This window comes from Leucobacter sp. NPDC015123 (assembly GCF_043080205.1).
GTDB lineage: Bacteria > Actinomycetota > Actinomycetes > Actinomycetales > Microbacteriaceae > Leucobacter > Leucobacter aridicollis_A.
Window position 1 is genome coordinate 139750 of sequence record NZ_JBIBVH010000004.1, and the last position, 17381, is coordinate 157130.

The following is a 17381-nucleotide window of genomic DNA, read 5'->3' on the forward strand; positions in this document are numbered from 1 at the left end:
TCTCGGCACCGTCTCACCATGCGTGCCGTAGCGTTAGCAGTGTACGAGGCATGAGGAGAACGCCGTGAATAACGACGATATGCAGCCAGGCGGACCGGACGACTCGTCGGGCCCGAACTTCGAAGAACTGCAGCGCCTGCTGCAGAACATGTTGAGCGGCCAGCAAGACGGCGAACTCGACCCGAGTGTGCTCGCGAAGGCAGCGGGAATCTCAGCAGATCCCGCGGTGCTCGGCGCCCTGTTTTCGACGCTGCGTGGCGCGATGTCGAACCCGAGCGACAAGATCGACTGGTCGGTCGCGCGCCGAACCGCGCTCGATGCTGCGGGTGGAGATACGGGCGCTGACAGCGGCCCAGCGAATCGCGCGTTCCCGCTCGCATCGCTATGGCTCGATGAGGCGACTGAACTTGGGCCGGTATCCGATTCCCCCCGAACCGTGAACCGCATCGAGTGGGTCCAGCGGTCGATCGATACCTGGATCAGCCTCGCCGAGCCAGTCGCCGAGTCGGTCTCGCAGGCACTCATGAACTCAATGAGCACGCAGATGCCTGAGGAAATGACAGCTGCGCTCCAGCAGGCCACTCCCATGCTTCGCAGCGTCGGCGGCGCGCTCTTCGCTGTGCAGCTTGGCTCGATCGTTGGTCAACTCTCTGGCGAGGTCGTGTCGGCGGGCGATATTGGAATCCCGTTGTTTGAGGGGGCAGGTTTCGAGGGCGGTGCGCTCCTGCCGAGCGGCATCGCGAAGTTTGCTGAGGGCCTCGATCAGGATCTTGAGGCTGTCACGCTGTACCTCGCCGTGCGCGAACTCGCGCACGCTCGCCTGTTCCGCCACACAAAGTGGCTCCGGCTCCATCTCCTCACCGCAATCACTGATTACGCTCGCGGCATCCACATCGACACGGATCGCATCGAGGAGTTTTCTCGGGAGCTCGACCCATCGCAGCCCGAGCAGATCCAGGAGATCCTCGCGAGTGGGGCGCTCTTTCCGCCGAAAACTCCCGCTCAGGAGGCGGCGCACGAACGGCTCGAGACAATGCTTGCCCTCATCGAGGGCTGGGTAGACATCGTGACCGAGGACGCGACAAGCAGGCTCCCCGGAGCTGGCGCCATCGCCGAAATGGTGCGCCGCCGTCGCGCGACAGGCGGCCCAGGCGAGCGCGCGTTCGCCGCGCTCGCTGGGCTCGAGCTTCGCCCCCGTCGGCTGCGTGAGGCTGCCGCGATGTGGCGTGCTGTCGTTGATCGCGGGGGCATTGCCACCCGAGACGGTCTCTGGTCGCACCCCGACATCATGCCGACCGCAGAAGAGATCGACGCGCCTGATCTACTTCTCACCAGGATCGGGCTGATCGGCGACGGCGCTCCCAAGAGCGACCCGTTCGACGATGAGCTGCGCAAGCTCCTGAGCGGGGAGCGCTCGGGGGACGCAGATACGGGAACGATCGACGAGAGTGGCGACTCCCCCGCGACCTAGCCGAGCGGAACCTGCCAGGCGCAACCAGACCCGGTGCGGTTAACGTTGCCCACAGGGGGTCCATTCGTCGCACGGAGCGCTCGGGCCTGTGGATGCCGGCCAGAAGGGTGCCTGCGGAGCGCAGACTACTTGGCATGACCCCGCAGATATCTCTCACCCAGATCGACCCAGACCTCCCCGTGGTGTGGGAAGACCCAACAACAATTCGGGTCGGATTCGACCGTGCACTTGCCAGGCTCCCCGCAGCAGAGCCAGACGCCCAGGCTGTGGTCGCCCGTCTCATCCGCGGGGCGAGCGACACCGAGCTCGCGCGCAGCGATTCCCAGGTCGTTGAGCACGCGCTCAGTTCGCTCACCCACGTGCTCGTTCACCGGACGGCACCAGCGGGGACAGTAGCCGCTGAGGAGACAGGTGAATCCTCGGCGGCAGCTTCGGCGGCGTCTTCTGCGGCGCTGCAGCCAGCACCGCGGAACCCGGCGCCGGCGACGATACGTCGAACAGCAGCCAAGCGTCGGTGGGGAGATCGGCATGTTCAGGCGCCCCAATCCGGCGGCGCGTCTGCAGTGACGCCCGAGTCCGCGCGACGCCCGCCCACTGCCCGCCTGTTCGACGACGGCATCGACGTCCCATGGCTGCGGGAAACCCTTGGGTCAAGCTCCGAGTGTGTGCTGCGCCACGAGGCAAAACCTCCCGACCTCGCTGTCCAGGTTCTCAGGTTTCTCGAACCCCTCGGCCGAACAGCCCGCTGGTTGAGAGCGGGGGTGCCGCAACTCATCATCAGGTTTAGTGACGGCGCGGCTCGCGTTGGCCCGCTCGTGGCGCCAGATGGCGCGCCATGTCACGGCTGCGAGATGCTGCATCTCACCGACGCCGACCCGGCACTCCCGGCTGCTGCATCCCAGTTATACGGCGTGCGCCCGAGCAGCGAGACTGGCGAAGTGTCGCAGGTCGCCGCTACAGCTGCGGTGCATTTCGTGCGTGCGTGGCGGCGCGGTGAGCCATGGGTACATGACCGGCAGCTTGAATTACCAGTCGCGCACGGCAAACTTCAGGCGTTCCCCAGGCTCCGACAACTGCGCACCCACCCTGAGTGCGGGTGCGCTCTCAGCGCCCCACCCCAGCCTCGTGCACAAACCTCGACGGCTGGCGCGCGACACGAGCCGCGCTCGCGAACCCCGACAGCAACAGCACGTCGCGAGCGCGCGTGAACGCCACGTACGCGAGTCGTCGCTCCTCCTCAATAGCCTGCTCGGTCTGGGCATGGGAGATGGGAAAGATTCCTTCGCTCAGGCCGACGACATGAACGAGCGGCCATTCGAGACCCTTTGCCGCGTGGACAGCGCTCAGCGTCACGGCCTCCATCTTTGGTTCGTGCTGAGAACGCTGGCGGGCAAGCAGTTCCTCACTGAACCGAATGATTGTTGTGCCTGCGGGCATGTCGTCGGCCAGGGACAAGATCGAGTTCAACGCTTCCCAACGTTCACGCTCCGCGGACCCCTCGGGAGGCTTCGCGGTCCACCCCACCTCGCGCAGCATGTCGCTGACGATCTGAAACAGCGGACGATCGTCACCAGCCTTCGCTTGGCCTCGGATCAGCAGGATTGCGCGCCGCACGTCAGCCCTGTCGTAGAACCGTTGCGCGCCGTGCACGCGAACCGGGATGCCCTCGCTCGCAAGTGCTTCTTCGATCCGCGCTGACTGCGCGTTCGTTCGATACAGCACGGCAATGTCGGAGGCCGGCGTGCCAGTTCGCCTCGCCTGCGCGATCGCCTGGGCGACCGCTCGCGCTTCGTCTTGCTCCGTCTGGAACCACGAGAACTGTGGAGCCGTATCGGCGGCGGGACGCATCGGGCTGAGCTGGAGCGCGCCAGGTTTGTCACGCATGAGCCTGTTCGCGCCGCCAACGATGGGCGGCGTCGAACGGTAGTTGCGCTCGAGCTTAAACTCCCGCGCGTTCGGATACTCGGTGCCGAAGCGAAGCAGGAACGAGCTCGAAGCGCCGGCGAACGAGTAGATCGTCTGACTTGCATCCCCGACAACGCACAGGTCATCGCGAGCGCCAAGCCACAGGCGAAGCAGGTGGTGCTGCAGCGGCGAGACGTCTTGAAACTCGTCCACCGTAAAGAACCTGTATTGTTCGCGCACCTGGAGTGCGGCGCGCGGCTCGACCTCGAGCATGCCAGATAGCAGCACAAGAACGTCCTCGAAGTCGATTTGCCGACGCTCTTCGAGGAGCTTGGTGTAGCCCTCATGGATGTCCAGAAGTTTGTCGCTCTCGACACCGGCGAGGACCGGCCGCTGCGGGAGCTGTTTCGCGTATGCGTCCATGCTCAACATCGACACTTTTCGCCACTCAATCTCGGCGGCGATGTCGCGAAGGGTCTCACCACCAAGCCGAAGCCCCATCGACTCAACGGTCTGCGAGATCGCCGCTACTTTACCTGGGAGCACCTGAGGTGCGTCGCCTCCAACGAACTGCGGCCAGAAGTGGCTGAGCTGAGCGAGCGCGGCACCATGGAACGTGCGGGCGCGGACCCCATCGGCGCCGAGCTCCCGCAGGCGACCCTGGAGCTCCCCCGCGGCCTTTCGTGTGAAGGTCACTGCGAGAACACGCTGCGGGTCGTACACCCCGGTCCGCACACCATAGGCGATGCGGTGCGTGATAGCGCGGGTCTTTCCCGTGCCTGCACCAGCCAGTACCGCGACCGGACCGCGAAGCGCCTCGGCAATCTGCCGCTGATCGGGGTCGAGGGCTTCGAGGATGCGTGCTGCTTCGCTCGTCACAGAGCCCCATCCTGGGCCCACGTGTCGAGCATCCAGCCTGCGATCGAGAGCGCTCCGGGCAGCAGCAGGCCGGCCCTTGGAGACCGGATTTCTTCGCGCGTGAACCACCGCAGCTCCGAGATTTCAGTCGGGTCGGCGACGAACGCTGCGGGGTCTTGCCCCGGAGCGAGGCTCGCCTGAAAACCGAGCATCAGCGATCGTGGGAACGGCCACGGCTGCGACGCGACGTAACGCACCTCAGCTACCCGAACGCCTGCCTCTTCGAACACCTCCCGCGCGACAGCGTTCTCGAGTGTTTCGCCAGCTTCAACGAACCCGGCGAGCAGAGAGAAGCGACCAGTCTCCCAGAGCACGTTCGAGCCGAGCAGTACACGATCCTCGTGCGTGATCAGCACGATCACAGCCGGGTCCGTCCGCGGAAACAGCTCGCCGCCACTCTGGGTGCGCCTTGACCAGCCGCCGTCAGCGACCGTCGTTGGTTCTCCGTCGCGCGGAGAGTACCCTGCCGCTTCGTGCCAGCGGATCACGGCGAGCGCCATCGTGACAAGCTCCCGCTCAGCATGGTCGAGCTTCATAACCGCCTGGAACGGATGCATCCAAGTGACCCCAGGCTCACCGTCCGACTCCTCGGTAGCGATCGCAAACATCGGCGCACCGTCACGACGGCCCAGGTAGACACGCTCATCCGCTGGCGCAGTAACCCTCGCCGTTGGCACGAGAGCGAGACTCAAGTCAGTCTCGCGGACAGGCACCTTCGGCCCGGCAATGCGAAGCACGCGGGCGTCAGGCGCAGCCCACGCGGCCTCGAGTGCTTCGAGCGATCCGCGCGTCGGCGCGTCTCGGTCGATGATTCCTCCGGCAAGCGGCACTCGTTCCACACTCATATAACGATCTTCTCAGACTTCGCACCCGCCATTGCGCGCCGAAACCTTAGAGACTGCAGCACAGTGCGCGTGGCGCACCACCCGAGACCCGGCTGATGCATACCCTAAATGACATGGCGACACTCCCTCTCACCCTCGCAGCGCTCGCGACCTCAGCGGTGCCCGGTCTTGTCGCGGTCGCTGTGCGACCCCACCACGGAGCCGGTGAAGAATACGCAGCGGCTGTGCTCACCACCCCAGACGATGAGGTCATCGTCAGTGTCCCTCGCACACAACAGGCAGAAACTACGCAATCCGCGTCGTTGCTTGGTCTCGCAGCGCTGACTGAGGGAGCGCGCGCTGAACTCCCGTTCGACGCTCCACGCCCACTCGGAATGACCCGCGCGGGCGACACTCGCGCGGTCGCAACCACGTACCTCCCCGGCTCACGATTCGATGTACAAGACCTCAGCTCGGACGCGATCCTGATCGACTCAATCGCAGAGACGCTTGCCGCGATCCACGCGCTCCCCCGAAGCGTCGCCCAGCAGGGCGCTCTCGTCGAACGAACCACGCGCGATCAGCGACTGCTCGTGACTCGCGTCGTCGACCGTGCGCACGCGACCCGATACCTGCCGCAGACTGTGCATGCCAGGTGGAACGAGGTGCTTGAGGCTGCTGAACTCTGGGACTTCGAACCACGAATGGTGCACGGCACCTTCACCGCCGACGCGCTCCTCGTCGACAACGATCGAGTTGTCGGCGTACTCGATTGGTCTGGGCTCTCGATTGGTGACCCGGCAAGCGACGTCGCGTGGCTCTACGGGGCTGGCGACGGTGTCTTCGACGCGGTGCTCTCGCGCTACGCGAAGCTGTCGGGTGTGAGTGATTCTGCAGCGCTCCGCAGCCGGGCGACGCTCTACCACGAGCTCGAGATAGCGAAGTGGCTGCTGCACGGCATTGACGTTCACGATTCTGAGATCATCGACGACGCAGTCGGGATGCTCGACAGGCTCGTCGACAGGCTCAGCATTCTGGCCGCCGCTGTGCCTGGCCGCGACCCCCTGGACGAGGCCGCCGCGCTCGAGCTCCTCGAGCAGACCCCCGTCGTCCCTGACCGCCTCTCGGAGACCGCGGCGTTCGAAGCGCTCGACGAAGACAGAATGTTTGGGTTTGACACCGACTTCATCGATCCACTTCCCGATGATGATTCCACAGGCGCGGCTGGCGCCACGGACGCCGCAGACGGGGCCGCAGACGGGACCGTCGACGACCCGGACGTCCAGCTCACCGAGCCAGTCGACGACATGCTCACTGAGCCGATCAGCGACGATGACCTGCCCGGGGCGCGCCGCGACTGACTGCGGCTACTCGGCGAGCTTCGCCGCCGCTGCAAGCCACGCCGCCTCGAGTTCGGCAAGGCTACGCACTTCGACGCCGCGAATCTCGACGTTTTCTGCGACGTAGAAGAGCGAAACATCGATGCGCTCAGGGGCGATTCCTGCCCACTGCGCATATGCGTGCCTGTAGAGGTCGAGCTGAAAGAACCGGCTCTCGCGTTCGGCGTCCGTGGTTGGCGCACGCCCCGACTTCCAGTCGACGACTTCGAAACGCGGCTCTTGCGCGTCGGACCCGTCGGCCGCCGGTTCGAGCTCATACACAGCGTCGAGTTTGCAGACAAGCGTGCGGCCCGCGAATGGCAGCGCGACCTCGAGTTCGACAGCGATCGGCTGCCTTGACGCCCAGCGCGACTGCTCGTAGACGTCAATGAGCGGCTCGAGTTCGGCCTCCACGTCAAACTCGGTGCGCCCCGGATCCCATTCATCCGGGTCGAGTCCGAGGAGCGGCAGTGCGGTTCCGCCGGGGGTCGTTGCCCGCCGCTCGACCCACTCGTGAAATCGGTTGCCGACGCGGGTGCGCCGGTAGGGTCGCTGTGGTATGGGCCGCAGTCTGCGTCGCTCTGCGGCGACGGGATCTTCAACAAACTCGTGGAAAGTTGACGCGGTAATGCGCTCAGGCAGTGGTGCGTCGGCGGCGCTCGTCGAAGTGGCGAGCGCATCCGCCGCCGCGCGCTCGGCGAGCAGCAGTCTGACCGTCTCGTCGACTCCGGACTGCGCGAGCGTGTCGTCCGCAGGTGCCACGACAGCAGGCTCGAGAGCGGCGGCGGGCGCCCCTGCCTCGCTGAGCGATTCGAGAACGGCGTTCGCCGCCCGAAACACGTTCGGGGCGCGGTGTCCGAGCGGGTCGAGCGGCCAACTCGCGGTGAGTTCGGCGATCTCGCTCGGGTCTGACTCGTGCACGGACTCGGCAGGCAGCTCCGGGAAGAACTGCCCCTGCAGTTCCTGGAGGTAGACCGATGGCACCCGTGCCCGAGTCTGACCACCCCAGAACGAGCCCGACAGCAGCAGTCGACCGGCTGACCGGGTGATCGCGACGTAGGCGAGGCGCCGTTCTTCCTCGGCGTGGCGTTCCTTCAGCTCTGCTCGATAGTCGTCGAGCCGCTCACACAGCTCTTTCTGCGTCGTGGCGATCCGCCAGTTCAGGTGCGGCCTCGCCCCTCGATCGCCGCGGAGTTCGTCAGGGAGCTCGCCGGTTCGGAGCCAACCAGTGCCGCTTCTCGCGCTGCCAGGGAACTCGTCTGTCACGATGCGAGGCACCGCCACGATGTCCCACTGCAGCCCTTTCGAACCGTGCGCGGTAATGAGCTGGACGGTGCCAGGCAGCGGCGCGGCAACGTGTTCAGCGACGTCGTCGTCTTCAAGCGCTCGTTCCACCCACTCGAGCAGCGATGCAAGCGTGCCTCGTGTGTCGATTGCGAGGAAGCCTTCGGCGAGGTCAGTGAAGGCTTCGATGTTCGCGAGCGCTCCAGCTGCCGCTCCTCTTGCCTCGTTCGCTTCGAGTTCGATGTCGAGGCGAAGTGCGTGCATCACGGCGCCGATGAGGTCGGCGGTGTTCCCACCGACTCCGCGTCGCAAATCACGCAGCATCTGCCCTGCCTCGCGCAACCGTTCTCTCCCGCTCGTGGACACTCCTCGCAGTGCGCCATGGTCGAGGTTCTTCATCGTCGAGATGGCGTCGAGGGCATCGATGAGCGTGAACTCACGGTCGGGGTCTGGCAACACGCTGTCAGCCGCACGATCTTCGTCGGCGAGCGGTTGCAGACCGACGTCCCGCTGAGCAAACCACTTCGCCGCGTCGCGCAGGCCGGCGAGGTCTGCGACTCCGATTCGAAAGCGCGGGCCCGCCAACAGTCGAATAAGGTCTCCCCCGGCGTCTGCGTACCACAGGCATCGCAGGCAGCTCACGATGTCAGTGATTTCCGGGGTGCTGAGCAGCCCACCGAGACCAACGATGCGATTGGGAACGCCGGCCTCCGTGAGCGCTGCAGCAAATGACGGCATTGCGGCACGTTTCCTGAAGATGACCGCGGCCGTCGGGGGCTCCCCGTTTTTCCCTGGCGTCGTATCGCGGGCGCGCGCGATCCACGCTGCGAGCAGCTCGCGCTCCTCGTGCACTGTCTCGGGGTAGATGACCTCGACCTCGCCGTCGTCTGCCCCGGGCCTGGGCTGTAGTTCGGGCACGTCGACTGCTGCGTTCATGCGCAGTTCAGCTGCGACGGTGTTCGCCGCGGCGAGCACGAGCTTCGGGTTTCGCCAGCTCACCGAGAGCGTGAGGGTGGCTGCGGATTCCCCACCGCGGAAATCACGGTGGAACGATTTCAGCCCCTCAGCGGACGCCCCTCGCCAGCCGTAGATCGACTGGTGCGGATCGCCGACGGCCATTACTGGCATGCCGCCGAACAGCTGCGCGAGGAGTCTCGTCTGCCCCACCGACGTGTCCTGCACTTCGTCGAGCAGCACCGCGCGATACCTGGATCGGAGCACCCCAAGAGCCTCGGGGGCTGCGTCCAGCGTCTGCGTCGCGAGCGCGAGCTGGTCTGAGAAATCGATGAGGCCGCGCCGCTGTTTCTCTTCTCGGTACGCGCGCGCGAGGCGAGTAATGAGCGGCGTTTCAGCGATCGCTTTCACAGCGTCGCGGACCTTCGCGTAGACCTTCCCGCTCGGCTTGTCCGGGTCCTCTTTCTCGTTGTACGGCAGCCGAGTGACGCCGCTGAACTCGGCGACCATCTGGTCGACACTGTCAAAGCTCGTCAGGTTGTCGGCGACCGCCCTGTCCATCGCGATGACGTGCCGAATCAGCGTCGGCGTACGCAGCTCGCTCGTGACGAGGTCTGGGTCATCGCTCGCGAGCAGCGTCTCGCGAGCAACTCGCCATGCCGTCGCCTCGTCGATGACGACAGCGCCAGGTGCCAGCCCGGCTGACGCCCCGAACTCCTGCAGCACTCCGGCAGCAAACGAGTTGTAGGTGCTGACGTCGGGAAGGGCAAGGCCGTCTGCGAGCTGCTCGTTCAGCTCGCGGGAGCGTTCGAGTTCTTGCTCGTTCAACTCCCCGAGCTCGGCGAGATCGCTGAGGCGCGTGACAAACACCCCAAGGCTCCCAACGATGCGTTCGCGTAGCTCCCCCGCCGCCTTGCGCGTGAAGGTAAGCCCCAGCACCGAATCAGCCTCGGCAAGCCCGTTGGCGACGAGCCACACGACCCTGTTCGCCATGGTTTCGGTCTTACCGCTGCCTGCGCCGGCGATCACGAGCGTGCTCCCAGCGAGCGGGTGCTCGATCACCGCCCGTTGCTCGTCGGTTGGGAGCAACGGCTGCTCACCCGGGATCGCAAGGATCTCGGCCACTCTGGCCGCAGAGAAAACAGGAACGCTCACGCGTGGCTCACCGCCTGGATGATGTGCAGCCGGCAGTTGCCCGGCTTGTGCGGATCTGAACAGTGGTGCTCAACCCTGGCGGTGAACTCCCCCGCCGCCATGGTCTCGGCCACGCCTGCAACACGGGAAATGAGCTCCTCTCGGGCTTCATCGCTCAGGCCAGATTGCTCGCGCACCACGAATCCTTTCCCTCGAGCGGCATCCGGGTGCACATACAGCAGCTTGGCTGCGGTGCGCACGTCGCCTCCGACCTCAACGTCTCCGGTGTCGAACGCGCCAAGCATCACACCGAGCTGATATGCCTGCAGCTGCACATGCTCTTCAGCCTCGGGTTTCGTCGCGGGCGTGCGCCCAGTCTTCAGATCAACAACGGTAACCTCTGCGGCCCCGCCACCACGCTGCACTTCGAGTCTGTCGGCGATACCGCGGAGCTCTGCACGCCCGATCGCGAGGCTGAAGCCTGACTCCTGCCCGAGAAGCTCTTTCCCAGACGCTTCGAACTCTCGCAGGTAGTCGGAGAGGCCCTCGGCCATGTGAGCCGCCGTGCGCCGCGCGCGCTCAGATTCCCACTCAGCGTCAAACGGCAGCTTCTGCCACTCTGCGAGGATCACTTCGAGCATCTCTTGGGGGTCGTGACCGTCAACGGTTTCGAGGGCGTGGTGCACGAGCGTTCCGAGGCTTGCCTGGACGCTGCCGATGCCCCCGCCAAGCGCCCCGATTACCCAGTCGAGGGCGCACGTCTCAGCTTTCTCGAGCTGCGACGGGCTCACAGGCACGGGCCGCTCCTCTTCGCCTTCGGCAGGAGCGTACAGCGGAAGCGTGGTCGACGGTTCGAGTACCCCATACCAATCGCGTGGGTGCGCCCCGCTGACGTCTGCACGCGCGAGTGCGCCAAGCGAGACCACCGCAGTCTCGTCATTCACATCTTCGACGACGCGGCGGCGCATCGACGCGGTGATCCCGCGAAGCGTCAGCCTCGAGCTCGGCAGCCCTTCTACCCGGAAATCGCTCCCCAGGCCGAAGAACGAGCTTGGGTGACTGTTCTCGTCGGCGACCGCGACGACGAGCAGCTCCTCGCGTGCACGCGAACACGCCTGCAGGAAGAGTCGCAGTTCGTCGTGCGTCGTGTCTCGACGTGACGGCATGAGCGCTTCGCCACCGCGCAGCCAGCGTTCCAATGCCGAAGTGCCGAGGAGAGAACCGCGAGCCCGGAGGTTTGGCCACGAGCCGTCTTGCACCCCGATGATGGCGACGAGAGCGAACTCGCGCCCGATCATTCCCTGCGGCGTCGTGACTGTCACCGTTTGCCGCTCGCTCCGTTGCGCGAGCGAATCCTCTGGCACCGTGTTTCGCAGGATTTCGTCGAGAAGCTCGGCGATGGGCTGCTCGCTGTCCTGCTCCTCGTGGCGCTGTAGCGCGAAGAACAGGCCGACAACGGCGTCGAGCGACCTGTTCGCCTCGTCTGCACGCAGGCCTCGGCCCGCAATCGCTTCTTGCTGCCATCGATCGGCGAGCTTCGCCCTGTCCCAGAGCGCCCAGAGCACCTCTCGCGGGGTACCACCGCCCTCACGCACCTTCACCCCGGAAGCAGCCATGAGGCCGAGCTTGCGAATCGCTCGTCCACCGGCGCTGTCAATTGCCGGGCTCGGGCCTGGGAACTCGAACGCGTCGAACACAAGTTCGTCGACAGTGAGCGGATCGCGCTCCTCCTCGCGGGCGGCACGTCGCTCGTCTAGGAGCAGCCCGCCGCGGAGCCTGCGCACCGCGACAGCGTCAAGCCCTCCGATGACGCCACCGGCGAGCCGAAGCACTCCTGCGGCGTCGAGCGAAGCAATTCCGAGTGCGTGCTGCAACAGCGTCACGAGCTCACGCACCACCTGGTGTTCCCGCAGCACAATGCCGCCGGCGGCGACGCCCGTTGGCACCTGATGGCCAGCGAGTAGCCTGGCCACCCGGGTGACTTCGGCGCGAGTACGACAGACGACGGCCATCTCACCCCAGTCGAGGGCGCGATCACTGTCGAGGCCGAGCTTCCTCGCGCGCATGCGGTGCGCGATCGCGCCGAGCTGTTCAGCAGGAGTCGCCACGCGCGCGAACTCGACGCTGTCACGGACGGCGGCCGCTCTCTCGGAGGCAGGCTTCGAAGGGCCCTCGGGATCCTGATGGGGGCCCGTCTCCGTCACCGGCGCACCCGGGGCATGACTCTCCGCGGCCCGCTGCGGCGCGGCGCTCTGCGCACCGATGCGCGCGCTCATCCCGCGCACGAACCCCCGAATCGTGGCGCCGTGCCTGTACACGGTGTCAAGCACCACGAGCTGCTCGGCGGCTCCGGGAGGCGGTGTCCAACCGCGGCGGACGAGCTCCGCCGTGAGCCCGGCGAGCACCCGCGTGTGCTCGCCTTGGAACGCGCTCGTCGCAAGATCAGGATCGCCGAACACCCACACAGCGCTCCCCACCGCAGCGCATGCTGCGACAAGCGCGAGTTGGCCCTCGCCGAGCTCCTGCGCGTCGTCAATGAGGAGCAATTTCGGAGCTTGCACCTGCCCGTCTCGAATCGCCTGCGCGGCGAGCCGCAGTACTCCGCTTGAGCTCACCTCCTGCGCACGCGCAGCTTCCATACGCTGCTTGACCTCCTGCAGCAGGTCGAGCGCCTCGCCCCAGCGGGCTGCAAGTGCCGGTTCCGGGCCCGCAGAGTACGGAACACCTCGCGCGTGTTCGAGGGCCCCCGACAGCGCACCCGCGAGCTCGGCAGGCTCGTAGCCGAAGTCGTCAAGCACACGCCAGAGCTCGCGCAGTTCAGCGCGAAACGGCGCCGACAACACCACCTCGGTAGCGAGACCGGCCTCCCCACGCGCCCGGCCGGCGTCGATACGGGCCTGCACTGTCTCCGCGATCGCCTCGTCTTGAACGGTGCCCGTCAGCAGGCGCGGCGCCGCTTCACCGGCCGTTGCTGCCGCCCGCCCGAGCACTGAGAACGCAAACGATGAGGCCGTGCGTACTGGCGCTCCCCCAACCGCGCGGTCGAGCCGCCTGTGCACGCGCTCCCGCAGGCGCGTCGCGACGAGCCTGCCCGGCGCGAGCACGAGTACGTCGCCCTCTTCCCACCCCTCGCGCGTCATCGCGCGAGCGTAGCTCTCTATGAGCAACTCGGTCTTGCCTGTGCCAGGAGCTCCAAGCACCCTCGCATGCGATCGCGGATCAAGCGCGAGTACGCGCTCCTGCGAAGTGTCGAATGCGATCATGCATTTAGCCTAGTGAGCACCGCAGACATTGGCGGCGGGCCATGTGCAATACTCGAAGCTGTTTCAGTGTGTACGCACGCACCTCAGAGTGGAGGACCGATGACCCAGGTAGCCGACGCGCCCCAGACAATCCCAGGCTCAGAGACGCCGAAGAAGAAACGTCGGGCCCTGCGAGTGATCGGCTGGATTGTCGCGGCCCTGCTACTCATTGCGCTTATCGCAGCGGGGCTGGGCGTCTGGACAGTACAGCGTTCGTTCCCGACAGTATCCGGAACCGTCACAGCGACGGGCCTCACCAGCGAGGTCACCGTGCAACGAGACGAGCGCGGGATCGCGACGATCACGGCGGATTCCACCGACGACCTGTTCTTCTCCCAGGGCTATGTGCACGCGCAGGATCGATTCTGGGAGATGGACTTCCGCCGCCACCTCACGAGCGCGCGGCTGTCTGAACTCTTCGGCGAATCCCAGGTCGGCACCGACTCGTTCCTGCGGACCCTTGGCTGGCAGCGCATCGCGGAGGAGGAGTTCGCGGCGCTGAGCGATGAGGCCCGTTCGTACTACGAGGCCTACGCTGCAGGCGTGAATGCGTACCTCGACGACCACAGCGGCAGCAAGCTTTCGCTTGAGTACGCAGTGCTCGGGCTGCAAAACTCAGGTTACGAGCCAGAGCCGTGGAAACCTGCAGACTCGATCGCCTGGCTCAAAGCAATGGCGTGGGATCTTCGCACCAACATCGAAGACGAGACGGCCCGAGCGCTTCAGGCACAGTTCCTCGAAGCCGACGAGCTCGCCGAACTGTACCCTGGCTACCCGTTCGAGGAGCACCCAGTGATCCTCGCGGACGACCCCGCGGGGAAGCGGGTCGTCGCAGTTGGAAAGCTCGAGCAGGGGGCCGCGTTCGTTCAGGATCAGTTCACGGACCTCGTCGAGTCCCTCAACCTCGAGCCCCTTGAGGAGCTCCTCGGCAAGGTTGACTCCCTCATCACGCAGCAGGGCGAGGGTATCGGCTCTAATTCGTGGGTTGTCTCCGGCGAACACACGACGACCGGTGCCCCGCTGCTTGCAAACGACCCCCACCTCGGCGCGGCGCTGCCGTCAGTCTGGACACAGATGCAACTGCGTTGCTCGACAGTATCCGAGGAATGCCCGTTTGACGTCGCCGGTTTCAGCTTCTCAGGTCTGCCCGGCATCGTCATCGGACACAACCAGAATGTTGCTTGGGGATTCACAAACCTCACGACTGACGTCGCAGACCTATTCGTCGAGAGCGTCGACGGCGACAAGTACTGGTACGACAACGAGTGGCGCGACATGACCACGCGCGAGGAAACCATTAAGGTTGCCGGCGGCGACGACGTCACCCTGACTGTCCGCGAGACCGGACACGGCCCGATCGTCTCAGGGCTCACAGGGGATTTCACGGCGATCGCTGACGCCCCTCACGCTGAGACGCCCGAGGGCAAGATCCTGCCCGTCGGACCTGGTGACATCGGGGGCACGATGCCGTACACGGACGCCGCCCTGGCTCTCAGGTGGACCGCACTCGATGCCGGATCGACTCCCGAGGCGATCTTTATGCTCAACCGCGCCGAGAATTTCACAGACTTCCGCGAGGCTGCAAGCAAGTTCGACGTGCCCGGCCAGAACCTCATCTACGCTGACCCTGAAGGCAACATTGGCTACCAGGCCCCGGGCAAGCTCCCGATTCGCGCGGCCGGGCAGGAGGGCTACCTTCCAACGCCTGGTTGGTCGAGCGAGTACGACTGGCAAGGGTTCATTCCGTTCGAGGAACAGCCCTGGTCGTACAACCCGAAGTCGGGCTACATCGTCACAGCGAACAACGCGATCGTGAATGACGACTACGCCCACTTCCTCAGCCGCGACTGGGACTACGGATACCGTGCCGCGCGGATCGTCGAGCTGCTCGAGGAAAAGATCGCAGCTGGCCCAGTGAGCGCCGCCGACCTTGCCGAGATTCACATGGACAACCAGATGCCAGCAGCGGAGGCGCTCACGGCGGCGTATGCGGGTGTCACGGCGGACGACAATGGCGTGCAGGCAGCACTCGATCTCCTCGCGACGTGGGACGGACAGAACTCAATCGACTCGGCCCCCGCTGCCTACGCGAACGTGCTGTGGGAACACCTCACGAAGCGAATGGTTTCGGGCAGGGATGGCGACATTCCGCGCGATGACCAGTCCCGCTTCGCGAGGGTGCTGTCGCTGCAGCTCGCGAACCCCGAGTCTGAGTGGCTGACTGCGGGCGGCACGGAGACACGTGAGGAGCTCCTGTCTGGGGCAGCGAGCGACGCATACGAAGAACTCACGAAGCTGCAGGGTACGAACCCGGAGAAGTGGAACTGGGGGAAGCTTCACGCGATCACACTGACACACGGAACTTTTGGGGAAAGCGGCATCGCTCCAATCGAAGCGCTGTTCAACCGAGGCCCCTACGACACGTCTGGCGGCTCAGGCGTCGTCAACGCCACCGGGTGGGCGCTTGGCGAGGGCTACCAGACGTCGACTGTGCCGTCGATGCGCATGGTCATCGACGTCTCAGACTGGGACGCATCAACCTGGCAGAACCTCACGGGACAGAGCGGCCACGCGTTCCACAAGAATTACACGGATCAGGTGGCGGGCTGGGCAGCTGGCGAGCAGTACGCCTGGGCGTACAGCGCTCAGGCTGTTGAGGCCACGACGACGGACACGCTGACGCTGACCCCGGCGGCTTAGCCCCGTCGCGCGTCAGCCCGTCCGCGCACCGGACCTGCCCAACGCCAGGCCACTCACACGCCAGAGCGCTCACACGCCAGGCCGCTCACAGTAACCATGGGATCTGGGGTTCCTATGCCGAATGCAGACACTTTGGACATAGCAACCGCAGATCCCAAGGCGTGGCGCTGCGACTGAAGGTTTGAGCTCCGGCTGAAGGTTTGAGCTCCGGCTGAAGACCGGCGCTGCGAGCGAAAGCCTGCTGTGCAGCGGGAGGGCGAGCATCCCAGTACCCGCATCACAGGTGGTGCGCTGACGGCGAACGGGCCCACAAATCGTGCGGCCTGGCAAGGCAAGCGGCATACACTCAAAGGAGAACAGGGTTGCGCCGCAGGCAGCAACCGCATCATGACTTGTCCAGGAGGCAGCTGTGGAAGTACGGATCGGCATCAACCAGTCGGCGCGCGAGCTCTCATTCGAGACCGACTCGTCGGCAGAAGAACTCAGCACCCTCATCCAGGCAGCCCCCACCGGCCTCGTCTCGCTGACTGACAGTAAGGGGCGCACCTTCCTCGTGAACCGCGAGCTGATCTCCTATGTTGAGCTCGGCAGCGACACCTCACGCAAGGTCGGCTTCGTGAGCTAACCCACTACTCGGGCCGGCCAGATGGTCAGGCCCCAGGGCGGAGCACCGGTTCGGCTACTCCCCCAACCGAAACGAATGGCGGTATCCCAGTTGGGGTGCCGCCATTCGTGCGTCTCGCGCTTTCCCCTTCTCCCCTGGGTCCGGAGCTCAACCGTCGGTGCCGGCCCGGCGACCACCCTCAAACGCGTTAGCGCCGGTGAGCAAGCGGGCCGAGGCCGCACCGATCACCGCGTCCCGGCCCCTAGACATCCACGTGAGCACGGCAACTCTCGATCCTAATCACGCGGTCAGCTGCCGCAATGTCCGCTGCGTCATGGGTGACGACAGCGACCGCAACGCCGCGGTTCGCCTCAGCCGCAAGGATCTCCCGCGTGCGCTCGCGGCTAACCTCGTCAAGCCCCGCCGCCGGCTCATCGAGCAGCAGCGCGCCCGCGCCGACCGCGAGCCCCTGCGCGATGAGGACCCGTTGGCGTTGCCCGCCAGAGAGTTGCGAAAAGGGCGCGTCGGCAAACTCGGACGCACCGACGCGTTCAAGCGCCTCCGCGACTTGGCCAGCCTGTGATCTGCGGCCAGGCCGGATGCCTCTCGCCGGAGCCGCGACCCCGAGAGAAACGACCTGGCGACCGGTGATCGGTAGCTCCGACGGCGCGTCGGGTCGCTGCACGACGAGTGCGATTGGGGTGTCTCGCGTGACCTGACCCGACGTTGGCCGGCGCACCCCGGCGAGCACCTCGACAAGCGTCGTTTTGCCGGCGCCGTTTGGCCCGACGAGTGCCGTGACACGCCCGGCGGGTATGTCGATGCTGACCCCGGACAGCACAGGTTTTGAGTCATGGGCATAGAAGAGCGCGCGGGCGCGTACGGGGGCCAAATCGGTCATAGTCA

Annotated in this window: 10 protein-coding genes; 5 read left to right on the top strand and 5 right to left on the bottom strand. The window is 65.7% G+C overall.

The genetic code is table 11. The features are described from left to right. Positions 1-79: 79 nt before the first annotated feature. Together ACF07D_RS09730 and ACF07D_RS09735 are read left to right on the top strand one after the other, a co-directional pair. A complete protein-coding gene (locus ACF07D_RS09730; protein ID WP_391504891.1) occupies positions 80-1471 on the top strand; it encodes a zinc-dependent metalloprotease in 1392 nt (463 codons plus the stop codon). A 134-nt stretch (positions 1472-1605) separates the two neighbouring features. Beyond that, positions 1606-2679, top strand: a complete 1074-nt coding sequence (locus tag ACF07D_RS09735; RefSeq protein ID WP_391504772.1) for a hypothetical protein — start codon at positions 1606-1608, stop codon at positions 2677-2679. Here ACF07D_RS09735 and ACF07D_RS09740 read toward each other — a convergent pair. Both ACF07D_RS09740 and nudC read right to left on the bottom strand, forming a co-directional pair. Next, positions 2576-4255, bottom strand: coding sequence for an ATP-dependent helicase (locus tag ACF07D_RS09740; protein WP_391504773.1), 1680 nt, complete (start codon positions 4253-4255; stop codon positions 2576-2578). The two genes, ACF07D_RS09735 and ACF07D_RS09740, sit on opposite strands and share 104 nt — an antisense overlap. Continuing rightward, positions 4252-5139: an NAD(+) diphosphatase gene (gene nudC / locus ACF07D_RS09745; protein WP_391504774.1), complete on the bottom strand. Its 888-nt coding sequence runs from the start codon at positions 5137-5139 to the stop codon at positions 4252-4254. Before nudC ends, ACF07D_RS09740 begins: the two co-directional genes overlap by 4 nt. Positions 5140-5252: 113 nt before the next feature. Between nudC and ACF07D_RS09750 the strand changes: the two genes are divergently transcribed. Then, positions 5253-6479: a phosphotransferase gene (locus ACF07D_RS09750; RefSeq protein WP_391504775.1), complete on the top strand. Its 1227-nt coding sequence runs from the start codon at positions 5253-5255 to the stop codon at positions 6477-6479. A 6-nt stretch (positions 6480-6485) separates the two neighbouring features. Here the strand turns inward: ACF07D_RS09750 and ACF07D_RS09755 are convergent, their stop codons facing one another. Then, positions 6486-9890, bottom strand: coding sequence for a UvrD-helicase domain-containing protein (locus ACF07D_RS09755; protein ID WP_391504776.1), 3405 nt, complete (start codon positions 9888-9890; stop codon positions 6486-6488). Then, positions 9887-13132: a PD-(D/E)XK nuclease family protein gene (locus ACF07D_RS09760; RefSeq protein ID WP_391504777.1), complete on the bottom strand. Its 3246-nt coding sequence runs from the start codon at positions 13130-13132 to the stop codon at positions 9887-9889. The genes ACF07D_RS09755 and ACF07D_RS09760 overlap by 4 nt, the downstream gene beginning before the upstream one ends. A 99-nt stretch (positions 13133-13231) precedes the next feature. Here ACF07D_RS09760 and ACF07D_RS09765 point away from each other — a divergent pair, with 99 nt between their 5' ends. Together ACF07D_RS09765 and ACF07D_RS09770 are read left to right on the top strand one after the other, a co-directional pair. Next, positions 13232-15871 (top strand): penicillin acylase family protein, encoded by a 2640-nt coding sequence (locus tag ACF07D_RS09765; RefSeq protein ID WP_391504778.1) that lies wholly within the window; start codon positions 13232-13234, stop codon positions 15869-15871. A 409-nt stretch (positions 15872-16280) separates the two neighbouring features. Next, complete coding sequence (locus tag ACF07D_RS09770) at positions 16281-16496, top strand: DUF3107 domain-containing protein (RefSeq protein WP_119284185.1); 216 nt, start codon at positions 16281-16283, stop codon at positions 16494-16496. 241 nt (positions 16497-16737) lie between these two features. Here the strand turns inward: ACF07D_RS09770 and ACF07D_RS09775 are convergent, their stop codons facing one another. Next, positions 16738-17376 (bottom strand): metal ABC transporter ATP-binding protein, encoded by a 639-nt coding sequence (locus ACF07D_RS09775; protein WP_391504779.1) that lies wholly within the window; start codon positions 17374-17376, stop codon positions 16738-16740. Between the last annotated feature and the right edge of the window lie 5 nt (positions 17377-17381).

Bases quoted from the DNA above. Each gene is read 5' to 3' on its own strand.
- ACF07D_RS09730 (WP_391504891.1), top strand. From the start codon at position 80: ATGCAGCCAGGCGGACCGGACGACTCGTCGGGCCCGAACTTCGAAGAA.
- ACF07D_RS09735 (WP_391504772.1), top strand. From the start codon at position 1,606: ATGACCCCGCAGATATCTCTCACCCAGATCGACCCAGACCTCCCCGTG.
- nudC (WP_391504774.1), bottom strand. From the start codon at position 5,139: ATGAGTGTGGAACGAGTGCCGCTTGCCGGAGGAATCATCGACCGAGAC.
- ACF07D_RS09750 (WP_391504775.1), top strand. From the start codon at position 5,253: ATGGCGACACTCCCTCTCACCCTCGCAGCGCTCGCGACCTCAGCGGTG.
- ACF07D_RS09760 (WP_391504777.1), bottom strand. From the start codon at position 13,132: ATGATCGCATTCGACACTTCGCAGGAGCGCGTACTCGCGCTTGATCCG.
- ACF07D_RS09765 (WP_391504778.1), top strand. From the start codon at position 13,232: ATGACCCAGGTAGCCGACGCGCCCCAGACAATCCCAGGCTCAGAGACG.
- ACF07D_RS09775 (WP_391504779.1), bottom strand. From the start codon at position 17,376: ATGACCGATTTGGCCCCCGTACGCGCCCGCGCGCTCTTCTATGCCCAT.